The organism is Terrabacter sp. 2YAF2 (assembly GCF_052114705.1).
Taxonomy (GTDB): Bacteria; Actinomycetota; Actinomycetes; order Actinomycetales; family Dermatophilaceae; genus Terrabacter.
Genome location: NZ_JBFRFG010000005.1, coordinates 153,871 through 174,945, shown reverse-complemented (window position 1 = coordinate 174,945; position 21,075 = coordinate 153,871). Strand labels below are relative to the sequence as shown.

General features: G+C 71.4%; 24 protein-coding genes. 14 read left to right on the top strand and 10 right to left on the bottom strand.

What is annotated here, in order from left to right:
* The first annotated feature begins 136 nt into the window (after positions 1-136).
* Together AB4030_RS07405 and AB4030_RS07400 are read left to right on the top strand one after the other, a co-directional pair.
* Complete coding sequence (locus AB4030_RS07405) at positions 137-943, top strand: hypothetical protein (protein ID WP_442278561.1); 807 nt, start codon at positions 137-139, stop codon at positions 941-943.
* Positions 944-1,070: 127 nt separating this feature from the next.
* A complete protein-coding gene (locus AB4030_RS07400; RefSeq protein ID WP_442278560.1) occupies positions 1,071-1,334 on the top strand; it encodes a hypothetical protein in 264 nt (87 codons plus the stop codon).
* A gap of 37 nt (positions 1,335-1,371) precedes the next feature.
* Here the strand turns inward: AB4030_RS07400 and AB4030_RS07395 are convergent, their stop codons facing one another.
* Entirely contained in the window at positions 1,372-2,238 is an 867-nt protein-coding gene (locus AB4030_RS07395; RefSeq protein WP_442278559.1) for an aldo/keto reductase, read from the bottom strand.
* A gap of 180 nt (positions 2,239-2,418) precedes the next feature.
* Here AB4030_RS07395 and AB4030_RS07390 point away from each other — a divergent pair, with 180 nt between their 5' ends.
* Entirely contained in the window at positions 2,419-3,330 is a 912-nt protein-coding gene (locus tag AB4030_RS07390; RefSeq protein ID WP_442278558.1) for an alpha/beta hydrolase, read from the top strand.
* 61 nt (positions 3,331-3,391) lie between these two features.
* Here AB4030_RS07390 and AB4030_RS07385 read toward each other — a convergent pair whose 3' ends face one another.
* Both AB4030_RS07385 and AB4030_RS07380 read right to left on the bottom strand, forming a co-directional pair.
* A complete protein-coding gene (locus AB4030_RS07385) occupies positions 3,392-3,787 on the bottom strand; it encodes a VOC family protein (RefSeq protein ID WP_442278557.1) in 396 nt (131 codons plus the stop codon).
* Positions 3,788-3,975: 188 nt separating this feature from the next.
* Complete coding sequence (locus AB4030_RS07380) at positions 3,976-5,091, bottom strand: winged helix DNA-binding domain-containing protein (RefSeq protein WP_442278556.1); 1,116 nt, start codon at positions 5,089-5,091, stop codon at positions 3,976-3,978.
* A gap of 133 nt (positions 5,092-5,224) precedes the next feature.
* Here AB4030_RS07380 and AB4030_RS07375 point away from each other — a divergent pair, with 133 nt between their 5' ends.
* On the top strand, positions 5,225-6,355 hold the full coding sequence (locus AB4030_RS07375; RefSeq protein ID WP_442278555.1) for a TIGR03118 family protein: 1,131 nt from the start codon (positions 5,225-5,227) through the stop codon (positions 6,353-6,355).
* 72 nt (positions 6,356-6,427) lie between these two features.
* Here the strand turns inward: AB4030_RS07375 and AB4030_RS07370 are convergent, their stop codons facing one another.
* A complete protein-coding gene (locus AB4030_RS07370; protein ID WP_442278554.1) occupies positions 6,428-7,657 on the bottom strand; it encodes a S1C family serine protease in 1,230 nt (409 codons plus the stop codon).
* A 129-nt stretch (positions 7,658-7,786) separates the two neighbouring features.
* Between AB4030_RS07370 and AB4030_RS07365 the strand changes: the two genes are divergently transcribed.
* The 6 genes from AB4030_RS07365 to arr all read left to right on the top strand — a co-directional run bounded on the left by AB4030_RS07365 (position 7,787) and on the right by arr (position 10,833).
* Entirely contained in the window at positions 7,787-8,110 is a 324-nt protein-coding gene (locus tag AB4030_RS07365) for a hypothetical protein (RefSeq protein WP_442278553.1), read from the top strand.
* Positions 8,111-8,143: 33 nt separating this feature from the next.
* On the top strand, positions 8,144-8,584 hold the full coding sequence (locus AB4030_RS07360; RefSeq protein ID WP_442278552.1) for a VOC family protein: 441 nt from the start codon (positions 8,144-8,146) through the stop codon (positions 8,582-8,584).
* Between the two features lie 20 nt (positions 8,585-8,604).
* A complete protein-coding gene (locus AB4030_RS07355) occupies positions 8,605-8,832 on the top strand; it encodes a hypothetical protein (RefSeq protein ID WP_442278551.1) in 228 nt (75 codons plus the stop codon).
* A gap of 37 nt (positions 8,833-8,869) precedes the next feature.
* Positions 8,870-9,421, top strand: coding sequence for a hypothetical protein (locus AB4030_RS07350; protein WP_442278550.1), 552 nt, complete (start codon positions 8,870-8,872; stop codon positions 9,419-9,421).
* Entirely contained in the window at positions 9,418-9,813 is a 396-nt protein-coding gene (locus AB4030_RS07345; protein WP_442278549.1) for a hypothetical protein, read from the top strand. The genes AB4030_RS07350 and AB4030_RS07345 overlap by 4 nt, the downstream gene beginning before the upstream one ends.
* A 66-nt stretch (positions 9,814-9,879) precedes the next feature.
* A complete protein-coding gene (gene arr / locus AB4030_RS07340; protein ID WP_442278548.1) occupies positions 9,880-10,833 on the top strand; it encodes an NAD(+)--rifampin ADP-ribosyltransferase in 954 nt (317 codons plus the stop codon).
* A 45-nt stretch (positions 10,834-10,878) separates the two neighbouring features.
* On the opposite strand, the gene AB4030_RS07335 is transcribed toward arr, so the two are convergent.
* On the bottom strand, positions 10,879-11,904 hold the full coding sequence (locus tag AB4030_RS07335; protein ID WP_442278547.1) for an NAD(P)-dependent alcohol dehydrogenase: 1,026 nt from the start codon (positions 11,902-11,904) through the stop codon (positions 10,879-10,881).
* Between the two features lie 175 nt (positions 11,905-12,079).
* On the opposite strand from AB4030_RS07335, the gene AB4030_RS07330 reads away from it, so the two are divergent.
* Positions 12,080-12,421, top strand: coding sequence for a nuclear transport factor 2 family protein (locus tag AB4030_RS07330; RefSeq protein WP_442278546.1), 342 nt, complete (start codon positions 12,080-12,082; stop codon positions 12,419-12,421).
* A gap of 33 nt (positions 12,422-12,454) precedes the next feature.
* Here the strand turns inward: AB4030_RS07330 and AB4030_RS07325 are convergent, their stop codons facing one another.
* Positions 12,455-13,243 (bottom strand): CPBP family intramembrane glutamic endopeptidase, encoded by a 789-nt coding sequence (locus AB4030_RS07325; protein WP_442278545.1) that lies wholly within the window; start codon positions 13,241-13,243, stop codon positions 12,455-12,457.
* Positions 13,244-13,386: 143 nt separating this feature from the next.
* Between AB4030_RS07325 and AB4030_RS07320 the strand changes: the two genes are divergently transcribed.
* Complete coding sequence (locus AB4030_RS07320; protein WP_442278544.1) at positions 13,387-14,217, top strand: isocitrate lyase/PEP mutase family protein; 831 nt, start codon at positions 13,387-13,389, stop codon at positions 14,215-14,217.
* 22 nt (positions 14,218-14,239) lie between these two features.
* Here AB4030_RS07320 and AB4030_RS07315 read toward each other — a convergent pair whose 3' ends face one another.
* Positions 14,240-14,584, bottom strand: a complete 345-nt coding sequence (locus AB4030_RS07315; protein WP_442278543.1) for a DUF2200 domain-containing protein — start codon at positions 14,582-14,584, stop codon at positions 14,240-14,242.
* 119 nt (positions 14,585-14,703) lie between these two features.
* Between AB4030_RS07315 and AB4030_RS07310 the strand changes: the two genes are divergently transcribed.
* The gene (locus tag AB4030_RS07310) at positions 14,704-15,690 is read left to right on the top strand and encodes a GNAT family N-acetyltransferase (protein WP_442278542.1); all 987 of its coding nucleotides are present in this window, start codon (positions 14,704-14,706) and stop codon (positions 15,688-15,690) included.
* 52 nt (positions 15,691-15,742) lie between these two features.
* Complete coding sequence (locus AB4030_RS07305) at positions 15,743-16,099, top strand: VOC family protein (RefSeq protein WP_442278541.1); 357 nt, start codon at positions 15,743-15,745, stop codon at positions 16,097-16,099.
* Positions 16,100-16,126: 27 nt separating this feature from the next.
* Here AB4030_RS07305 and AB4030_RS07300 read toward each other — a convergent pair whose 3' ends face one another.
* The 3 genes from AB4030_RS07300 to AB4030_RS07290 all read right to left on the bottom strand — a co-directional run bounded on the left by AB4030_RS07300 (position 16,127) and on the right by AB4030_RS07290 (position 21,032).
* Entirely contained in the window at positions 16,127-18,007 is a 1,881-nt protein-coding gene (locus AB4030_RS07300; protein ID WP_442278540.1) for an ABC transporter substrate-binding protein, read from the bottom strand.
* Between the two features lie 127 nt (positions 18,008-18,134).
* Positions 18,135-18,545 (bottom strand): hypothetical protein, encoded by a 411-nt coding sequence (locus AB4030_RS07295; protein WP_442278539.1) that lies wholly within the window; start codon positions 18,543-18,545, stop codon positions 18,135-18,137.
* Between the two features lie 84 nt (positions 18,546-18,629).
* On the bottom strand, positions 18,630-21,032 hold the full coding sequence (locus tag AB4030_RS07290) for an ATP-binding cassette domain-containing protein (RefSeq protein WP_442278538.1): 2,403 nt from the start codon (positions 21,030-21,032) through the stop codon (positions 18,630-18,632).
* Between the last annotated feature and the right edge of the window lie 43 nt (positions 21,033-21,075).

Genomic DNA, 21,075 nt, shown 5'->3' with positions numbered 1-21,075 from the left:
AGACGCAACACCCTGTCCTCTCGCCAGGACGGGGTGTTGTTCGTCGCCACGGGTGCGGGGACCGCCGTCATGGGTACGGAACGTAGGCTCTAGGGGCCAACTGGCACCTGTGACCAGCCACGCGGAGGAGCCACCCGTGTCTCAGACCTCATCCCGGATCAAGACGATCCTGCCGACGTCGAGTCGCACTGCCCTCGGCGCCACCGTCGCCACCGGCCTGCTGACCGCGATCGCCCAGGCGCCCGAGCGGCTCGGCCGGCTCCTGCGGGACCGCTATCCCATGGTGGCCGTCACCGGGATGACCGGGGTCGGCAAGAGCCAGCTCGTCGACCGCCTGACCCGCCGCTCCACCGACGAGGCCGTGGCGCAGGTCGGCTCGGCCGTCATGGAGCGTCGCACCCGCAAGGGGGCCAGGCTGCACGGCTTCCGCTTCCTCGTCGTGCCCGGCGACAACGCCGCCACGAGGCTCGGCGCCCTGGACGAGGTCTTCCACGACGAACCGGTCGACGGGGTGATCCACGTCGTCGCCAACGGCTACGCCACCCCGCGCCGCACCGGCGGCACCACCGGCACTGCGAGCGCCACGCGCGACGAGCAGCTCGCCGCCGAGCTCGAGGACTGGGCCATCACCTCGCACCGCGTCGCCTCGATGGCCGTGCGCCGCCACAAGCCGATCTTCCTCATCATCGCGGTGACGAAGACCGACCTCTACCCCGACGACATCGACGAGGTCGTCCGCTACTACTCCCCGGGCAGCGGCTCACCCTTCGGCGACAAGATCGACGCCCTCCGCGCCCTCGCCGGCGGCGCGAAGCTCTCCGTCGACGTGCTCCCCGTCTCGAGCCAGGGCGGCGACAAGAAGGCGCCGCTCTCCGACAAGCGCGCCGGCGCCATGGTCGACGCGCTCGCCGACCGCCTCGGCCAGCTCAGCGGTCACGCCTGAGCGGCGGCGCGGGACCACTGCAGATGGAAGGCCTACGCGGTTTGGCCGATGCGTGCGTGAGTGACCCGGGTCTAGCGTCGAACCACAGGGCTTGACTCCCGTCGGCCTTGGATGCCGAGGAGGAGCTATGCCGACGTTGATTGGTCACCACGACGTGAAGGACCGCGACCACTGGCTGGCGTCGCCGAAGCGCGAGGAGTTCTTCGGGCCGCTCGGGGTCTCCAACATCCGCACGTTCGTCGACCCCCAGAACCCGAACCACGTCGCGGTGCTCATGGACGTCGCCGACATGGACACCTTCCAGGCCGCGATGCAGTCCGAGGGCGCGGCCGAGGCGATGGCCCACGACGGCGTGCTGCCCGAGACCCTGGTGATCCTCGTCGAGGCCTAGACCCCTCGGACCGCAGCGCGACGGAGTCAGGACGGCGTCAGAACGGCATCGCGATGAACGGTGACGAGTAGTCGTCGTCGCCGGCCAGCTGCCGTTCGGCTTCAGCTGGAGAGACCCGGTTCCGCTCGGCCTCGAGAAGCATGCCCAGCAGCCCGACGTCTCCGGCCGTGGGGATCCCGGTGACCTCGTCGTGGTTCAGCACCCACGACAGCGCCGCGGTGATCGGCCTCTGGTGGTGGTACGGCTCGTACCACGTCGTGTGCGAGCGAGCCGCACCCTCGGGCCAGTTGCGCCGCGACACGGTCTTGATGGTCATCAGCCCGGCGTCCTGGCGACGGATCTCGTCGACGAGCGCCAGGTATGCCGTCTGGTACGTGTCGTCGCGCCACAGCACGGGGTTGAGCGGGGTCAGCACGGTCGCGAACGGGTAGCGACGCAACGCCTCCAGGTGGGTCTGGGCGGCCTCCGTGCCGTGCCCGGTCACGCCGACCGCGCCGACGAGTCCCTCGTCCACCGCGCGAACCGCTGCCTCCAGGGCGCCGTCCGGGCCGGTGGCCAGGTCGAGCTCCCCGAGGTCGCCGACCGCGTGGAGCTGCAGCAGGTCGACCCGGTCGGTCTGCAGCCGCTCCAGCGACTCGTTGATCTCTCGCCAGGCCGACTCACGGTCGCGGCGACCGGTCTTCGTGGCCAGGAAGATCTGGTCGCGGATCCGGGGCATCCACGGCCCGAGCCGCAGCTCCGCGTCTCCGTAGCTCGCAGCGACGTCGAAATGGTTGATCCCGCCGTCGAGGGCCTCCTGGATCGAGGCGTCGGCCACGTCCTGGGACACCTCGCTCAGGGCCGCCGCGCCATAGATGAGCACCGAGCTCCGGTGCCCGAGCCGACCGAGTCTTCGCGTCTCCATGCCCCCCACCTTCGGCCACCCGCACGGTGGGGGCAACACCTGTGTCACCGGGCGCACAGACAGGCGCGCCTCGAACGGCCATCATCGACGTGGACGAAGGACGCCCTCGCGCTCGCCGAGGAGACCGAGATGGGAACACCGACCGAACGCCGCCGCGGCACAGCCACCACGCACCGCCGCGTGAGCAGACACGGACACGGACGGCTGGCCGCGGTGGCCGTGATGGTGCTCGGCCTCGGGCTGTCCGGGTGCACGTCCGGCGCCGACCCGGCGTCGTCGACGAACGCCAGCACACGGCATACGACCGCGACGACCCCCGGCGGAGCCATGGCCACGACGCTCGAGCCCGAACGTGACGTCACCGTCGCCGGCCGGCACTTCAAGGCCCGGTGCGCCGGCAACGGGCCGTCGGTCGTCATGCTGGCCGACATCGGACGGGCCATGGACGACGCGTGGGGCACGATCCCGCAGACCCTCGCGGCGAGCAGTCGGGTCTGCGTCTACGACCGTCTCGGGGTCGGGCGCAGCGACCCGGCCCCGGACCTGCAGACCTTCGCAGGCCTCGCGAACGACCTCGACGGCGTGATCTCGGCGCTGGGGCTGACCCGGCCCGTCGTCGTGATGGGCCACGAGATGGGCGCCCCCATCGTGCTGTCGTGGGTGAGCCGGCACCAGGCCGACGCGCGCGCGGTCGTGCTGTTCGACCCCGTTCCACCCGGCTACTTCGGCCCGGACGGGGCCCTGGTGAAGCTGTTGCCGCCGAAGGACCCGGGCGATCCGGAGCTGGCCAACCTGTGGGCCGACATCGACAGGTTCAACCAGCCGGCGACGAACAAGGAGAGCCTCGACCCGAGGTCGTGGGCGGCCTACTTGCGCCTCCCGGCGATGTCCACGCCGCTCTACGACCTCGTCGAGGCGCAGGCGCAGCCGTGGCCGGCGGCGGTCGACGCGAAGAAGATGGATGCGGCGTGGCGGCAGTTCCAGCGCCGGGTGCTCGCGATGTCATCGCCGTCCGAGATGCTGACGGTGCCGAAGCCCGAGGACTGGCCGGCGACGATCAAGAGCGCACTCGACCGCGCGCTGCGGTCGTGACTGTCGCGCGCCTCCGGTCCCGTGGGCTGTTTGTGGCCTCGGCTGGGCTGGGCTCGGCTGCTCAGCCCTCCGGGAAGCCGGAGTCGATGCAGAGAGTGTTGCCCTCGCTGTCCTTGAACCAGGCCGCCTTGCCCATCCCACCCATGTCGGCGACGCCGTCGTCCCAGCTCACGCCGGGCATGTCGTAGGTCTCGAGCGCGACGCCCTTGGCCTGCAGGGCGCGGGCCTCTGCCACGACGTCGGCGACGTGGAACTGGGCGATGGTGTGACCGGCCTGGCCGGCGTAGTCGGTCTGGTAGACGCTGAACATCGTTCCGCCGTCGGTGCGGTAGATGAGCATTCCGGCGTCCCCGACCTCGCTGGCCGGCTTGAGGCCGAGGGTGTCGGCATAGAACGATCGGGCCCGCGCGATGTCGGCGGCCGGGATGTTGGCGGTGACGGATGCACTCGTGAGCATGGGGGTCCTCCTGCGGCTGACGAAGGTGGTTCCGGGCCACATCTGCGATGGCCCTCATCCCGCGATACACCTCCTCCGGCGCCGCCGCAGCCGAACCGCGAAGGCAGCTTCGCGATAGCGGCGGGTATGGGCGGCGTTGCCTGAAAGTCCCCTCACCCAGCCTGACGCGGTCGCGCTCCGGGTGCCGGCTAACGGGCCGGTGTCATGTGGAGGTCCGTGCCCAGCATGCCGGCCAGCCGCGCCGCCTCCTGCTCGATGGCCTCGTCGGGTCGCCGTCGCCCGTCCAGCCAGGAGACCGTGAGCGCGTCACCCTTCCGCGTCCACGTCCCTCGGACGACCCCACCGACGACGAGCGGGTTGGCCTTGCGGGTCATGGCGTCCCGAAGCGGCGGCGGCGTGACGTGGACGTCCTTGGTCCCCGGACCCATGACCCACTGGTCGTGCCCCGGGAGGAACCGCACGGCCTCCGACGGCCGCGCGTCGAGCAGGGACGGGACGTCCTCGCGCACGACGTACGCGGTCGTGCCGTCGACGTCGACGGCGACCAGCTGGTCGCGAAGTCCCTCGATCCACCGATCGAGTCGTCGACGACCGGCGCTCAGCCCGTTGCCGAGCCAGTAGTGGACGTGCTCGAGCGTCGCCGGCCCGTAGGTGCGCAGGTAGGCCGTGACGGCCCGCGGACCGGCGTCGTCGAGGTCGGGGATGCCCGCCCAGCGCGGGTTGGTGTCGAGCCGCTGGAAGGTGTGCTGCCCGTCGCGGGGCGCCCCGAAGCTCATGTCCCCCTGCCACGTCAACGGCTTGACGAGCGTGCCCGCACCCTCGTCGAAGACCGCTCCCAGGTGGGCGTATGCCGTGTGCTTCGTCAGCGCGTCACCGAGCTCCCCGATCGTCAACGGTCCGTCGCTCAGCGCCTCACGCACCGCCGCGCGGAAGTCCGGCCAGTCCGACGGCGCGAGCCGGTAGTGGTCCACCCAGCTCGGCAGCTCCCACTGCCGCCCGGCCGACCGGAGCGCGAGGTAGACGCCACCGTCCTCGGGCGACAGGTAGTGCATCGACCCGCGGAACGCGAACGCCTTGATCACCGACCCGTCCGCCAGGGCCTGCGCGAGGTCGCCGGCACGCGCCGTCGTGCTGCGCGTTCGCACCGCGAGGTCGGCCAGCGACTCGTCCATCGACAGCACCGCCCCGAGCCGGCGAACGACCTCGGCGACCGAGGAGGACCCGACCGGGTCGAGCAGGTGTCGCTCCAGCCGCCAGGCCAGCGCCTGGTCCCACGAGGTGGTGGCTTCGGTCGTGCTCCTCATGCCCGCATCGTCGCACCGGTTCCGGACGGAAGACGCCCTGGTGAACCACTGCTGAACCGGCTGGTGGCCGGTGTCGTCTTCTCAAGGGTGCCGGTCCAATTCGGGCTGTGCGCTTTCGAACGGGAGGTTTCCCATGAGACACACCATCCGTCGTCCGTCATCGCTGCTGGCCTTCGGCGCCGGCCTCGGCGCGGCCGTCGGCCTGCTGGCCGTCAGCGCCCCAGCCGGCGCGACCGCCCTCGCTGCGCACTCGAGCGGTCCCTCTGCCTACAAACAGGTCAATCTGGTCTCGGACGTGCCCGGGAGGGCCCAGGTCACCGACCCGCACCTGGTCAACGCCTGGGGCGCGTCTCACCTGGGCGCGAGCCCGCTCTGGGTCTCGGACAACGGCGCGGACGTCACGACGCTCTACTCCGGAGCAGTCAACGGCAGCCCGCAGACCATCGTCCCGCTCGTCGTGAGCATCCCGGGCGGCGCGCCCACCGGTCAGGTGTCCAACGCCACGACGTCCTTCGCGGTGCATGACGCCGCAGGCCACTCGGCACCCGCGCGCTTCCTCTTCGTCGGGGAGACCGGCCACCTCAGCGGGTGGAACCCTGCCGTGGGTGGCACCGGTGCGCCTCCGTCGACCCACGCCGTCGACGCAGTGGTCACCCCGGGCGCCGTCGACAAGGGGATGGCCATGGGCCAGACGGCAGCCGGCCCGATGCTCTACGTCGCGGACTTCTCCGCCGGCGTCGTGGACGTCTACAACGGTGACTTCCAGCGCGTCATCACCAAGGGCAACTTCACGGACACCCAACTGCCCCAAGGCTATGCGCCCTTCAACGTCATGGTCTCCGGCGGCAAGGTCTACGTCTCGTACGCGAAGCAGGACAGTGCGCGCCACGACGAGATCGCCGGTGCCGGACGGGGTCGGGTCGACGTCTTCACCCAGGACGGCGTCCTCCTCCGGCACCTGTCGAGCCACAGCGTGCTCAACGCGCCCTGGGGCCTCACCATCGCCCCGTCGGGCTTCGGCACGTTCTCCGGGGACCTGCTCGTCGGCAACTTCGGTGACGGGCGGATCAACGCCTTCAACCCCCGCACGCTGGACTTCGCGGGTGCCCTCCGGACCCCGGGCGGCAAGGCCGTGGCGATCGACGGGCTCTGGGCCCTCCTGCCGGGCTACGGCACCGAGGGATCGACCCATGACGTGCTGTTCACCGCCGGTCCGCAGAAGGAGGCACACGGCCTGCTCGGCCTGCTGCACGCGACGTCCTGACGTGACGTGACGTGACGGTGCTGCGGGGTCGGCTGGACGACCCCGCAGCACCCCCGCAGCACCCCCGCCGGGTCACGCGACCGGGCTGGCTCCGAGCGTGACGGGCGCCTCGTGCTGGCTTCCGTCCTGGCTGGTCCACCCCATCGGCACGTTGTCACCCGGGTTCGCCCCGACGAGCGCTGCCGACACGTCGTCCGGAGTGGAGACGGCCCGGCCGTTGAGGCTGGTGATGACGTCGCCGGTCTGGAGGCCGGCGTTGGCGGCCGCCTCCCCGCTGACGACGCCACTGACCTGCGCCCCGGGCGTCGTCGCGAACCCACCACGGGCACCGTCGCCGTAGCCGGGGTACGAGGAAGCGCTGCTGACCTGGACCCCGAGGAACGCGGCCGGACCGATCCGCACCGTGCTCGTCTCGTGACCCGACTGGATCTCCTGCGCGATCGAGAGCGCGCGGTCGATCGGGATGGCGTATGCGTCGGGCGCGCCACCGGACGAACCGGCCGTGTCGATGCCGACCACTTCGCCCTGGGCGTCGAACAGCGGTCCACCGGAGTCGCCGGCGAGCACGTTGGCGTTGGTCTCGAGCATGCCGGTGAGGGTCTCGGGAGCGGTCCCGTCCTCGGAGGCTGCGGTGACCGAGGAGTCGAGCCCGGTGATCTCGCCGTCGGCCGCGGTCAAAGTGCCTGTGCCACCAGCGTTTCCGACCGCGGTCACCTGAGAGCCCACGTCCACCCCATCGGGGTCGGGCTTGATCGTCGTCAGACCGGAGGCACCGGCGAGCTGGATGAGCGCGACGTCCTGCGTCGGGTCGGCACCGACCACGGTCGCCTGGTACGTCTGTCCGGTCTGGGCGACAGTGACCCGGATCGAACCCGAGCCCTGGACGACGTGGTAGTTCGTCAGCACCTGGCCGTTCGAGGTCAGGACCATGCCGGTGCCGGCGGCCTGGCCGTGCTGGTACGGCAGCACCGTGTCGATGAGCACGACACCGGCGGACTCGGCCGCGGTGGCCGGCTGCGACGTCGCGCCCGCTCCGAAGCTGCCCGAGCTGCCCGAGCCGTAGGGGGACTCCCACGACTGCGCGCCGGAGCCGCCCTGGGACGAGGACGAGCCCCAGTCCCGCAACGTGGGTGCGCCGGTCGAGTGCCCAGCGGCCAGGGCCGGCGAGGCAGCGGCCAGGCAGACGAGCAGCGCGGTGGCTGCGCCGAGCGCGCCACGTCGGAGCCGTCGGCTGTGGGCGGGAGATGTGGAGGGGCTGTCAACCGACTGCGTGACGGCCGCGGCGTTGCCTGTGGGTTCCATCGTTGCTTCCTTCAAGACGTACCGGATCTGCTGAGATGAGTTGACCAAGGGCGCCCATGAGGTGTCTCTGGGACAGCCATGAGTTGGTTGTGAGTCGGCCCGTCGGCGTCGGCGTGAGGGAGGGGTGACATGGCCGCACGTGGCGGGACGTCGATGACCTTCTCGGCGAGCGCCAGAGAGGCGATCACGGCGATCGAGGAGGCGGCCCGTCGTGCGGGGATGCAGCACCTCTCCGCAGACCCGGCGAGGGGGATCCTGGTCTTCACCTCCGGGAGGACCGTGCTGGCCTTCGGCGAGAAGGTCACGGTCCGGGTGCGCGAGGCCGCGACGGGGACCGTGCAAGTGACGCTGTCGTCGGACCTCCAGTTCGGCCTGACCGGCTGGGGTCGCAAGGGAGCCGGCCGGGACCGGATGTCCAACGCCTTGGTCCAGCTCCTTCCGCCAGCCCGGTGACCGGACCCCAGACGATCCACCGAGGAGCAGCACGTGCCACACATCCAACGTTTCGACCATGTCGGCATCACCGTCGCGGACCTCGACGCGGTGACGGCGTTCTTCGTCGGGCTGGGTCTCGAGGTCGAGGGACGGACTTTCGTCGAAGGCGAGTTCGTCGACACCGTCACCGGCATCCCGGACGTGCGCACCGAGATCGTCATGCTCCGGCCGCCCGCCGGCGGGACCATGCTCGAGCTCTCGAGCTTCGTCCGGCCCGACCACGAGCCCGGGTCCCCGGCCGCGATGGCGAACGAGCTGGGCCTGCGCAACGTGGCCTTCGAGGTCGCCGACGTCCACGCAGCCGTCGACCAGCTGGCCGCGGACGGGTACGGCCTCGTCGGTGGGATCGGCGACTACGAGAACACGTGGCGGATGGCCTACGTCCGCGGTCCCGAGGGGATCATCGTGTCCATAGCCGCGCGCATCGGCTGAGTGCGAGGAATCATGGCTCCATGGACTTCCCGGAGATCTGGCCGCGCCTGAGCCCGTCGAGCCGCTCATGGCTCGTCGAGCACAACGGCGAGCCCCTGCCCGACCAGCTCGTGGCCGAGATCCTCGGCGTCACCGGCGGTCAGGCCAGCGCACAGTGGTGGACCGGCCCCTCGGCGGACGGGCAGACGCAGCTCTCCGACGAGGCGGTCGACTGGATCGAGACCGTCGCCAACGACGAGGACGAGTAGGCCTTGGTCCGTCCCCCCACGGGGCTAGGGTGCCGCCATGGCGGGGTTGACGAAGGACGAGCAGAGCCAGCTGGAGACGGTGGTGGCCCGTCGCCTCGGAGTGCGCTCGAACGCCAAGGTGCTCGTCGCGGCATACCTCGACGCCATGGAACGCAACGCGTACTCCCGAACCGTCGAGTCGGGGCCCGTCCCCACCAGCCTCGTGGCCGAGCGCTCCGCCATCCTGGTCGAGATCAGCCGCCAGCTCGGCCGGGTCATCGAGGACTTCGAGATCCAGGCCCTCTTCCGCGTGACGCCACGACAGGCCGGCAGCATGCGGGCAACGTTGCTCGCCACCTACAGCGACGACGCCGACGCGCTGACCCTCGCGTGGTCGATGCGCGGCGCCCGGCAGCTGGGTCGCCTGACCGTCGACGGTCTCAACGGCACCAAGGTCACCCTGGAGTCGGAGGACCGTCGCGACGCCCTCGTCGCCTATGCGGGTCGCACGGGTGTCGAGGTCCGGGTCGTCACCGATGACGATGCTCATCCGTGGGCTGTCGTCCTGGGCGACGACTTCCCGAAGGCCGACCTCCCCGCCAAGAAGTGACCCCGACCCAGGCCACCACCATGGCGGCACTGCTCGGTGGGCCAGCCGCCCTGGGGGTCGCGGCCGTGCTCGGTTACGCCCGAGGGGTCCTGTCGGCGCCGGCTCGTGATCCGGGTGCGGGCTGGCGCATCGTCGGGATCGGCGTCGTCCTCGTCGTCTGGTTCGTCGTGTTCCTGCTCCTCAGCACCGGCGACGTCGTCCGTTACTGGACGGGCGGGGGCAGCGTCGCGCCGGAGTATGTCGCGCTGACCACAGCCTGGGTGGTGGGGATCGGCCTGCTCGTCGTGACCCTGTGGAACGCCCGCCGAGCCGCTCGCTATCTCTCCGAGAGCTACCGAGCCGGCGAGTGGCCGCGACCTGTCAGGTTCCTGCGCTGGCTCTTCCGACTCTGAGACCCGTGTCAGGGGCGTCCTCCCTCAGACCGGGATCGGGCGGCGCGCTGTGCGAAACTCCGACAGATGGACACGCTCTCGGGTGACTTCGCTCTGACGACCGACGAGCTGCGGGCGGTCGCCGCGTATGCCGTGGCGTGCGCCGAGCCCGCCCTCGTGATCTTCGCGAAGGCCCATCCCGACGACCCGCGCCCGGCGGCGGCTCTCGAAGCCGCGCGCGTCTTCGCCGAGGGAGCGCCTCGGTCCCGCCTCCAACGGACCGCCGCGGCCGACGCCCACCGCGCGGCCCGGGACGCCACGACCGAGCCCGCCCGGCACGCAGCGAGCGCTGCAGGGGATGCCGCCGCCGCGGCATACCTCCATCCCCTGGCCAAGGCGACGCAGGTGCGCCACATCCTCGGGGCCGCGACCCACGCCGCCCGGGCGGCCGAGCTCGCGCGGGGCGACGACCCGGTGGTCGCGGAGTACGTCGTCACCGCCGCCGCAAAGCGGGCCACGCCGGCCGTCCTCGACGTGCTGGGCCGCTATCCGCGAGCACCCAAGGGGCGCAGCCGGATCGCGGTTCTCATGCAACGGCTCGACAGCCTGCTCCGCGACCCTCCCCCGACGCCGCGCGTCGTCGACGACCCCGGGCCGTTCTTCCACGGGACCAGAGCCGACGTGCGTCCGGGCGACCTGCTCACCCCGGGCTGGCGCTCGAACTACGGCTCGCAGCGCCAGTCCAACCACATCTACCTCACGGCCACGCGCGCGGGCGCGCCGCTGGCCGCCGAGCTGGCCCGCGGCGAGGGGCCAGGACGGGTCTACCGGGTCGAGCCCCTCGGCACGATCGAGGACGACCCGAACGTCACCGACAAGCGCTTCCCCGGCAACCCGACCCGCTCCTACCGGACGACCGAGCCGCTGCGGGTCCTCGAGGAGATCACGGGCTGGGAGCGGCCTCCGCAGGAGATGGTGCAGCACATGCGCGAGCGGATGGCCGAGCTCGCCGAGCTCGGGATCGAGGCGATGGACGACTGACGGCGGTGGGCCCCGCGCCCCGCGGCCGGGACTGCGACGGCACTCCTAGGGGACGAGGATGGCGCGCCCACGCACCCGACCGGCCTCGAGGTCGTCCATCGCCTCGTTGACGGCGCCGAGCTCGTACGTGCGGGTGTGCATGCTGACCTTGCCTGCAGCGTTGAGGGCCATGAGCTCGACCAGGTCGTTGTAGGAGCCGACGAGGTTGCCGATGACGTTGCGCTCGGTGGAGATGACGTCGATCGCCGGGATCTCGATCGTGCCGCCGTAGCCGATGACGAAGTCGCTCCCGGCCCGCCGCGTCATGGCCCAGGCCTCGGTCTCGGCGCCCTGCTCGCCGACGAAGTCGAGCACCACCTCGGCGCCGTTGCCGTCGGTCATCTCGAGGACCTTCGCCACGTGGCTGCCGTCGGCGAGGACCATCTCGTCGGCGCCCATCTCCGCCGTGAGGGCGAGCGCCTCCGGGTTCGGGTCGAGGACGACGATCCGGGTGGCGCTCATGGCGCGCAGCGCCTGGATCCCGATGTGCCCCAGGCCTCCCGCGCCGATGACCACGCACGTCGATCCCGGGAAGAGCAGCGGGACTGCCTTCTTCACCGCGTGGTATGCCGTGAGGCCGGCGTCCGCGAGCGCCGCCACGGCGGCCGGTTCGATCCCCTGGGCGAGCTTGACGACGGACCGGGCCGAGGTCCGGATCCGTTCGGCCATGCCACCGTCCGTGTCGATGCCCGGGAACTGGCTCGCCATGCAGTGCACGTCGTCACCAGCGCGGCAGGCCCGGCAGAAGCCGCACGTGACGAGCGGGTGCAGGATGACCGCGTCGCCGGGCGCGAGGTGATCGACCGCGGAGCCGACCTCGCGCACCCATCCGGCGTTCTCGTGCCCCAGCGTGTAGGGCAGGGTGACGTTGCTCTTCGGCGCCCACTGTCCCTCGACGATGTGCAGATCGGTCCGGCACAGACCGGCGCCGCCGATGTCGACGATGACATCCAGCGGACCCGCGAGCGTCGGCTCCGGGACCTCCTCGACCACAGGACGCCGGGTGTACTCGTGCAGTCGGACCGCCTTCATGACCTCTCCTCGCGTGGTGGGGAAGCGGTGACCGTCTGGGCCGCCTGAGGAGAGCCAAGCACCGCGGCGTCCGGTTGGCCAGAGGCGGCAAAACCCTGCCGCACGGATTTGCCGGGTGCGACAATCCCCATGTCGCCCTTGCAGACACCACCCACGGAAAGTGAAGGGGAGCTCCATGTCGCGCACTCCGGAAGAAGTCTTCGCACACCACGGGCAGGTCCTGGGGGCGGGCGACCTGGAGGGCATCCTCGAGGACTACAGCGAGGACTCGCTCTTCATCGTGCAGGGGAAGGTCCTTCGAGGACTGGACGGGGCCCGGGAGGTCTTCACCCAGCTGCTCAGCGACGTCCCGAACGCTGACTGGAGCCTCTCCACCACCTTCGCCGACGACGTCCTCTACCTCGAGTGGTCTGCGACCGGGGAGGGGTTCAAGGTCGAGGACGGCATCGACACCTTCGTCTTCGCCGACGGCAAGATCCGCGTGCAGACGGTCGTCTACCACGTCCAGCACGGCTGAGGTCGCTGTCTCGCTCGCAGGCTCCGGGGCCGGTCACCGCAGCACGAGGGCCAGTGATGCGCCGACGATGAGGACCGACTGGAGGCTGTGCACGATGATCCCGAGCCAGGCGCTCTCGTAGCGACGGGACGGGTAGGCCAGCGCCAGGGTGTCGAGCAGCGCCTTCGGGATCGCCCACGGCATGTGCAGGTGGTAGAGCGCGAAGAGGAGCCCGTTCGCCAGCCAGTCGGCTCGCCCGAAGACGCCGCGCATCCGCGGAAGCAGCAGGCCGCGGAAGAGCAGCTCCTCGCCGAGCACCGTGTTGAAGACCGTCATGACGACGATCGCGGCGAACCACGGCCAGTTCCCGGAGAGGAACTCGTGCCCGTTCGTCGACCGCAGGAACGCGCCCAGGTCGCGACCGGCCGGGACGTGCAGTGACGGCAGGAGCTGCTCGAGACCGACGACGAGCACCGCTGGGAGCAGCACCCACCACACGCGCCCACCGACGCGGCCGGTGCGCGGACTGCGGGGCCGGTGCAGCCACAGCGCGTCCGCGACGGCACGCCACCGCAGCGTCCCGGTCTCGCGCCGCACGAGCACCAGCACCAGCACGCCCTGCCAGACCAGGCCCACGGTCAGGCAGGCCACCAGCGCCCGCGGCCACGCGGTCGGACCGTCCAGCTGCGCCGCGAGTGCCGGGGCCACGAGCCAGGACAGCGCAGCCATCGGCAGCGCCGCCGCAGCCCAGACGCCGAGGATCCGGTGCAGGTCGTACTGGCGCGGCGTCACCGCACCCGCGGACGACCGGGTCGCGACCACCGACGTGTTGGAGTGGGACATGTTGACCTCCTCAGGCTCGCTCAGCAGGATGCGCGCCGGCGACTCGGTCCCACATCCGGGATCACCCTGACGTCCCTCCTGAGCCGACCCCGAGCAGTCACGTTCGGGTGCCCTACGTGGCGGTGATGTCCGATCATGGGGTGGTGCCCACCCCAGAGCTGGACAAGGCCGCGATCCTCCTCGCCCTGCACGCCGGTCCCGGCTTCGTGCTCCCGAACGCCTGGGACCCTGGCTCGGCCCGCATCCTCGAGCAGATCGGCTTCCCGGCCATCGCGACGACCAGCGCGGGCATCGCGTGGTCCTGCGGAGTCCCGGACGGTGAGGCCCTGGATCGCGACACGATGCTCGAGCACGTCGGCCGCATCGTGGCGGCCGTGGGCGTGCCCGTGACCGCCGACCTCGAGGCCGGCTACGGCGACACCTCGGCCGACGTCGGGCGCACCGTGGCTCTGGCCGCGGAGGTCGGGGCGGTCGGCGCGAACATCGAGGACGCCAGTGACGGTGGGCTGTTCGGCATCGAGGAGGCCGTCGACCGCCTCGCGGCCGCCCGGGCCGCCGCCCCGAGCGGCTCCTTCGTGCTGAATGCCCGCACCGACACCTACTTCGTCGACCCGAGCCTCCCGGGTCGCGACAGTGACGACCTGTTCGCGCAGACGGTCGAGCGGGCGAGCCGCTACCTCGACGCCGGGGCCGACTGCGTCTTCGTCCCCGGCGTCGTCGAGGAGGACACGATCCGGCGACTCGCGGCAGCCATCCCCGGCCCGCTCAACGTGGTGGCAGGGCTGGCCAGCACCATCGACGCGCGCACGCTCTTCTCGCTCGGTGTCAGACGGGTCAGCCTGGGCGGCAGCCTCGCCCGGGCCGCCCTCAGCCTGGTCGAGCGCGCCGGACGGGAGCTGCTCGACACCGGCACCCTCGGCTTCCTCGACGGTGCGATCGGCTACGCCGACCTGCAGCGACGCTTCAGCCGGTGACCGCTCCGCTCTGCGGGCGCCGTCAGGCCCGCAGGACCTTGTCCATCGCCTTGCCCTTGGCCAGCTCGTCGACGAGCTTGTCGAGGTAGCGGATCTTCTGCATGAGCGGGTCCTCGACGTCCTCGACGCGAACGCCGCAGACCACGCCCCTGATCTCCGAGACGTTCGGGTTGAGGTGGGCCTGGGCGAAGAAGTCCTCGAAGGTCGTCCCGTCCTCGAGATGCCGGCCGAGCGCCTTCTCGTCGTAGCCCGTCAGCCACTCGATGACCTCGTCGAGCTCGGCCTTGCTGCGCCCCTTGCGCTCGACCTTGTTCACGTAGGCGGGGTAGACCGACGCGACGGACGTCGTGAAGATGCGATGCGCCATCCCTCGAGGGTAGCCACGAGCGGTGACGGGGAGGCCCCGGTCCGGCGATTCTCGGTGGCCGGACCCGGTCGCCTGCGGCACGATCGGGAGCCCAACCCTTCTGCCAGAACGGTTCTCGTATGAGCATCACGGTGTCCGTCCGCCCCCTCCAACTCGGCGACGACGCAGAGCTGGCTGGGGCGTATACCGTCGAGTCGGCTGCGACGAGCCACGTCCGTGCCGGCTGGGTGCCGTTGGGAGAGTCCGCTCGCCTCGCGGCGTGGCGAGCCGACAACGGGTGGCATCGTCTCCTCGTCGGAGCCTTCGACGGCACCGACCTCGTGGGCGTCGCCTCGGCCCAGACGGCCCACGACACTCCCGACACGTGCTGGGTCGACGTCGTGGTGCACCCTAGAGCCCAACGACGCGGCGTCGGTCTGCGTCTGGCGCGGTCGGTCGAGGACAGCGCCCTGCCCGACGTGAGCCGTTTCGTCGCCAGCGCCTACCGGCCCACGTCCGCCGCGGTCGACGAGCTCGTCGAAGGCTTCGCCCGGCGCCTCGGCTACCAGGTCGCCACGACGGAGACCGTGGTCGAGCTCGATCTGGTCCACGCCGAGCTGCAGGCCGGCGCGACCGGCCACCCCACGGCATACGCGATCTCGACGCACGTCGATGGCGTCCCGCACGAGCTGCGCGCCCAGGTGGGCGTGCTCAAGGGACTCGTCGACGCGGAGGCGCCCAACGGCGAGCTCGACTGGCAACCCACCCCGGTCAGCGTGGAGGAGTACGCCGCCGAGATCGCGCTCGCGCAGGAGCAGGATCGCACGACGATCGAGTCCGTCGCCCTCGGCCCGGACGGCGCCGTCGTCGCCTGGACCGGCGTCGTCGTGGCGGCCGACGCTGCCCGCGCGGCGCAGATCGAGGGGACGCTGGTCCTGGCAGAGCACCGCGGACACGGTCTCGGGAGGGCGGTCAAGGTGGCGTCGCTGCGCGCCTGCCGCGAGCACGGTCGCGCATCCCGGGTCCGGACGAGCAGCGACGACGAGAACGTGTGGATGCGCCGGATCAACGCCGACCTCGGCTTCGTCCCCGTCGAGTCCGAGGTGATCGTGCACCGACGCCGCTGATCGTCGCGTCCGCGGACGCCGATCGTCCGGGATGGGCCCTACCGTCGTTCCCATGGCCATCGCCCGCTACCCCAGCCTCGTCATCGACTGCCCCGACGCCACCGGGCTCGCGACCTTCTACGGCACCCTCCTCGACTGGACGGTCAAGACGTCCGACGGGTGGGGCGAGATCCGTGACACCACCGGTCAGTGCATCTGCTTCCAGCAGGTCGAGGGGTTCACGCCGCCGCAGTGGCCGGGCCAGGACGTGCCGCAGCAGATGCACCTCGACGTCATGGTCGAGGACCTCGACGAGGCCGAGCCGGCCGTGCTGGCCCTCGGTGCGACGAAGCACGCGCACCAGCCCGGCACGTCGTTCCGCGTCTTCCTCGACCCCGCCGGCCACCCCTTCTGCCTCTGCGTCGACTGACAGCAGCCGTGGGCGAGCGGCGCCTGGTCAGCTGATCCGGGCGAGGTCCACGGTCCAAACCGGGTTGCCCGGCACGGTCGTGACCCGGGCGTCGCTCGCGACGCGCGTCGCGGGCTGGATGAGGGGGACGAACGGGCTGCGCGCATTCATCGCGAGCTGCCACGCGGCATACGCCCCAGCCCGGTCGTCACCGACGGAGTCGCCCGCGGTGTCGGTGAGGTCGTCGATCGTCCGGTCGGTCCCGCGGGCCCAGCCGGCGCGGGAGCCGAGCAGCTCGCCGGGGGCGAACGCGAGGTAGTTCTCGGGGTCCGGGTAGTCCGGGCTCCAGCTCCACAGGCTGAACGCGCTGCGCCCCGCCCGGTAGGCGGCGATCGCCTGGGCGGCCGGCGCCGGGTTGAGCTGGACCTTGATGCCGACCTCGGCGAGCTGGGAGCGGACGGCCACCGCGAGCGCACTCGCCGGGATGCCCTGGATCGGCAGGTCCACGGCATACGACAACGGGACCGGCTGACCCTTGTAGCCCGACCGGCGCAGCGCCGCCTTCGCGGCCACGAGGTCGCGGGCGGGCACGAGCGGCAGCGTCACGACCGGCGTGGGCTTGCCGTTCGCCCCGGTCGTGGAGGCATCCGTCGGCGTCGCCGAGGAGCCGGACGACGACGGGACCGGGGTCGCTGGGGAGGTGGTCGACGACGGGGCCGGCGTGCCGGTGCTGGTGCCGCCGGTGCCGTCCGGGGTCGCGGTCGGCCCCGGTTTGGGTGCCAGGTCCTCGAGCGCTCCGACAATGCCCTCGGGGATGAGCCCGGCCGCGGGGGTCGAGCCCGACGCGACACGGCTCAGCGCGTCCCGGTCGATGCCGCGCCGCACCGCATCGGCGAAGTCGGGGTTGGCGGTCCACGCGTTGAGGGCCGGGTTGCGCCCGAGGGCGAGGTAGACGAGCGAGCTCGAGCGCATCGTCGTGACCCTGACGGCCGAGGCGGGCGCGGTCGCCGACGTCGGCGCAGTCTGCGAGGCCGGCGCGGTCTGCGAGGCCGCCGGCCGAGTGCCGACCGCGGCGGCCTGGCCGGGTGAGAGGTCGAGGGCGACGTCGACGCCGCCGGACCGCAGCTCGGCAAGCTGGTGGTCCGCGTCGAGGTTGCGCACGATGATCTCGGGGAAGGCGGGCTTGGGCCCCGACCACAGCGGATTGGCTTGCAGCCGAACCTCGGTCGTCCCGCGGACGCTCTCGATGACGTAGGGACCGGAGCCCGCGGAGTGCTGCGAGAGGTAGGCGCTCGCGGTGTCACCGGGTCCGATGGTGCCGCCGTGGGCCTTGACGGCCGTCGAGTTGAGGATGCCGAACGCCGGGTTGGCGAGGATCGCCGGAAGGGCGAAGTTCGAGCCTGCCGAGGTGAGCGTGAAGGTGCGGTTGTCGACCTTGGTCAACGTGATCGCGCCGATGATCGACGCGGTCGGACCCGACAGCCCCTTCGCGCGCTCGAGGGTGAAGAGGACGTCGTCGGTCGTGACGGGCGTGCCGTCGGAGAAGCGGAGCCCCTTGCGCAGGCGCAGGGTGAGCCAGCGGCCCTCGGGCGAGAGCGTGTACTCGGCCATCCCCGGCACGACCTTCGTCGGGTCGGCGGGGTCGAGGCTCGTCAGGGTCTGGTAGAGGGCGTGCGTCAGCATCGCTCCACTGCGGTCGAACTGGCGGGTCGGGTCGAGGGTCGAGTGGTCGAAGACGGCGCCGACGACGAGCGGCGCCGAGGCGGTCGCGGGTGCCGTCGCGCTGCCCGGGGTCGTGCCCGATGCCCTGCCCGACGTCGTGGCCGAGGAGAGCGGCCCCGCTGACCCGGCCGTGCAGGCGGCCGCCGACGCCACCGTGAGCACGCCGATCGCCGCCACCGTCGTGGGGCGGACGAGACGTCGACGCATGGACTTCCTTCGGGGGCGCCCGGCACGGGGCCGGACTGGGACTGCGGCAGGCACGGGGAGCGGGACGGGAGCGGGACGACAGGTGGCGCCGACGGCGACCCGGAGCACCGCTGTCCGTCTCCGGAGTCTAGCCGCCGCCTGCGGCAGCGCTCACTGGCGCGGCGCTGGGCGCGAGCACGAGGTAGGCCTGCGCGACGAGCAGGATCCCGATGGCGACCCACTTGCCGGTGGGCAGCTCCACCCCGTAGCGCCACCGGTCGACGAGGACGAGCCCGACCTGGAGCATGACGATCCAGCCCATCGTGACGAGGGCGAGCTCGGCGTACCTCAGCGACGACGCATACACCCAGAAGAGGACGAGGAAGACGCCTGCGCCGAGGACGAGACCCCGGGCGCTCCCGTTCTGTGCCCACTCCTTGGCGAAGAGCGCGCCCGCGAGGTCGAGCGCGGCGAGGCTGACCATGGCGATCGTCGCGACGACGGGCACAGGCCACGCCTCGGGCATCCTGATGAGGGGGAAGACGTCGGTGACGCTCATGGTGGCCACGTCCTTGGTCGGTCGGGCCGGCTCGGCCAGCGGGCCCTTCACCTCAGAGGGCACTCCCGAGCGCGGTGATACCGCTCAGGCGCCGACGTAGGCCGCCAGGTGCTCACCGGTGAGCGTGGCGCGGCCCGCGACGAGCTCGGCGGGCGTCCCCTCGAAGACGACGTTGCCGCCGTCGTGGCCGGCGCCCGGACCGAGGTCGATGATCCAGTCGCCGTGCGCCATGACCGCCTGGTGGTGCTCGATGACGACCACCGACTTGCCGGACTCGACGAGCCGGTCGAGCAGGCCGAGGAGGTTCTCGACGTCGGCGAGGTGCAGGCCGGTCGTCGGCTCGTCGAGGACGTAGACGTCGCCCTTCTCGGCCATCTGCGCGGCGAGCTTGAGGCGCTGGCGCTCCCCGCCGGACAGCGTGGTGAGGGGCTGCCCGAGGGTGAGGTAGCCGAGACCGACGTCGGCGAGCCGCGTCAGGATCGTGTGGGCGGCCGGGGTGCGGGCCTCGCCGTCGGCGAAGAACTCCAGCGCCTCGGTGACCGGCATGGCGAGCACCTCGGCGATGTTGCGTCCGCCCAGCTCGTAGTCAAGCACCGCGGCCTGGAAGCGCCGGCCCTCGCACTCCTCGCACGTCGACTCGACGGTCGCCATGACACCGAGCTCGGTGTAGATGACGCCGGCGCCGTTGCACGCCGGGCACGCGCCCTCGGAGTTGGAGCTGAAGAGCGCGGGCTTGACGCCGTTGACCTTGGCGAACGCCTTGCGGATCGGCTCGAGCAGGCCGGTGTAGGTCGCCGGGTTGCTGCGGCGCGAGCCCCGGATCGCGCCCTGGTCGACGACGACGACCCCCTCGCGCTTGGCCAGCGACCCGTGGACGAGCGAGCTCTTGCCGGAGCCGGCGACGCCGGTGACGATGCACAGCACCCCGAGCGGGATGTCGACGTCGACGTCGCGCAGGTTGTGCGTCGACGCTCCGCGGATCTCCATCGCCCCCGAGCCCTGGCGCAGGGCCTGCTTGAGGCTGACCCGGTCGTCGAGGTGGTGCCCGGTGATGGTGTCGCTCCGGCGCAGCGCCTCGACGGTGCCCTCGAAGACGACCTCGCCACCGGCGGTGCCGGCTCCTGGTCCGAGGTCGACGACGTGGTCGGCGATGGCGATGGTCTCCGGCTTGTGCTCGACGACGAGGACCGTGTTGCCCTTGTCGCGCAGCTGGAGCAGCAGCGAGTTCATCCGCGCGATGTCGTGCGGGTGCAGGCCGATCGTCGGCTCGTCGAAGACGTACGTCACGTCGGTGAGTGAGGAGCCGAGGTGCCGGATCATCTTGGTGCGCTGGGCCTCTCCCCCGGAGAGCGTGCCGGCCGGGCGGTCGAGCGAGAGGTAGCCCAGGCCGATCTCGGCGAACGAGTCCAGCAGGTGCTGCAGCCCGCGCAGCAGCGGCGCGACCGACGGCTCGTCGACGTCGCGCAGCCACTCGGCGAGGTCGCTGATCTGCATCGAGCAGAGCTCGGCGATGTTCTTGCCCCTGACCTTCGAGGACAGCGCCTCCTTGGACAGGCGGGTGCCCCGGCAGTCCGGGCACGTGGTGAAGGTGACCGCGCGCTCGACGAACCGCCGCACGTGCGGCTGCATCGCGTCGAGGTCCTTGGACAGCATCGACTTCTGGATCTTGGTGAGGACACCCTCGTAGGTGAGGTTGACGCCCTCGACTTTGATCTTCTCCGGCTCGCCGTAGAGCAGCTTCTGCCGCTGCCTGTCGGTGAACTTCGCGATCGGCTTGTCCATGGGCAGGCCGGCACCGCTGAAGATCCGGCCGTACCACCCGTCCATGCTGTAGCCGGGGACGAGCAGCGCGCCCTCCGAGAGGGACTTGGACTCGTCGTAGATGGCGGTGAGGTCGAAGTCGTTGATCGACCCCATCCCCTCGCAGCGTGCGCACATGCCGCCCTGGTAGACGGCCTCGCGGACGATCGAGGTCTCCGTCCGGTTGCCGCGGTCGGTCTTCATGACGCCGCTCGCGACTCGGGTGGGGACGTTGAAGGCGAAGGCGGTCGGCGGTCCGATGTGTGGGGTCCCGATGCGGCTGAAGAGGATCCGCAGCATGGCGTTGGCGTCGGTCGCGGTGCCGACGGTCGAGCGGGGGTTGGCCCCCATGCGCTCCTGGTCGACGATGATGGCCGTCGTCAGTCCCTCGAGGTGGTCGACGTCGGGCCGGGCCAGCGACGGCATGAAGCCCTGGACGAAGGCGCTGTAGGTCTCGTTGATCATCCGCTGCGACTCGGCAGCGATCGTGGAGAAGACGAGCGAGCTCTTGCCCGAGCCCGAGACGCCGGTGAAGGCCGTGAGCCGGCGCTTCGGCAGCTCGAGGCTGACGTCCTTGAGGTTGTTCTCCCGGGCCCCCTGGACCCGGATCGTGTCGTGGACGTCGGCGGGGTGCGACCCCCGCGACGGGCCGGATGCGGTGCGCGCGGCGGCGCTCTTCGTCTCCATGCGACGTACGCTACGGCGCCCCGCCGACCCACGGGGCCGTCCC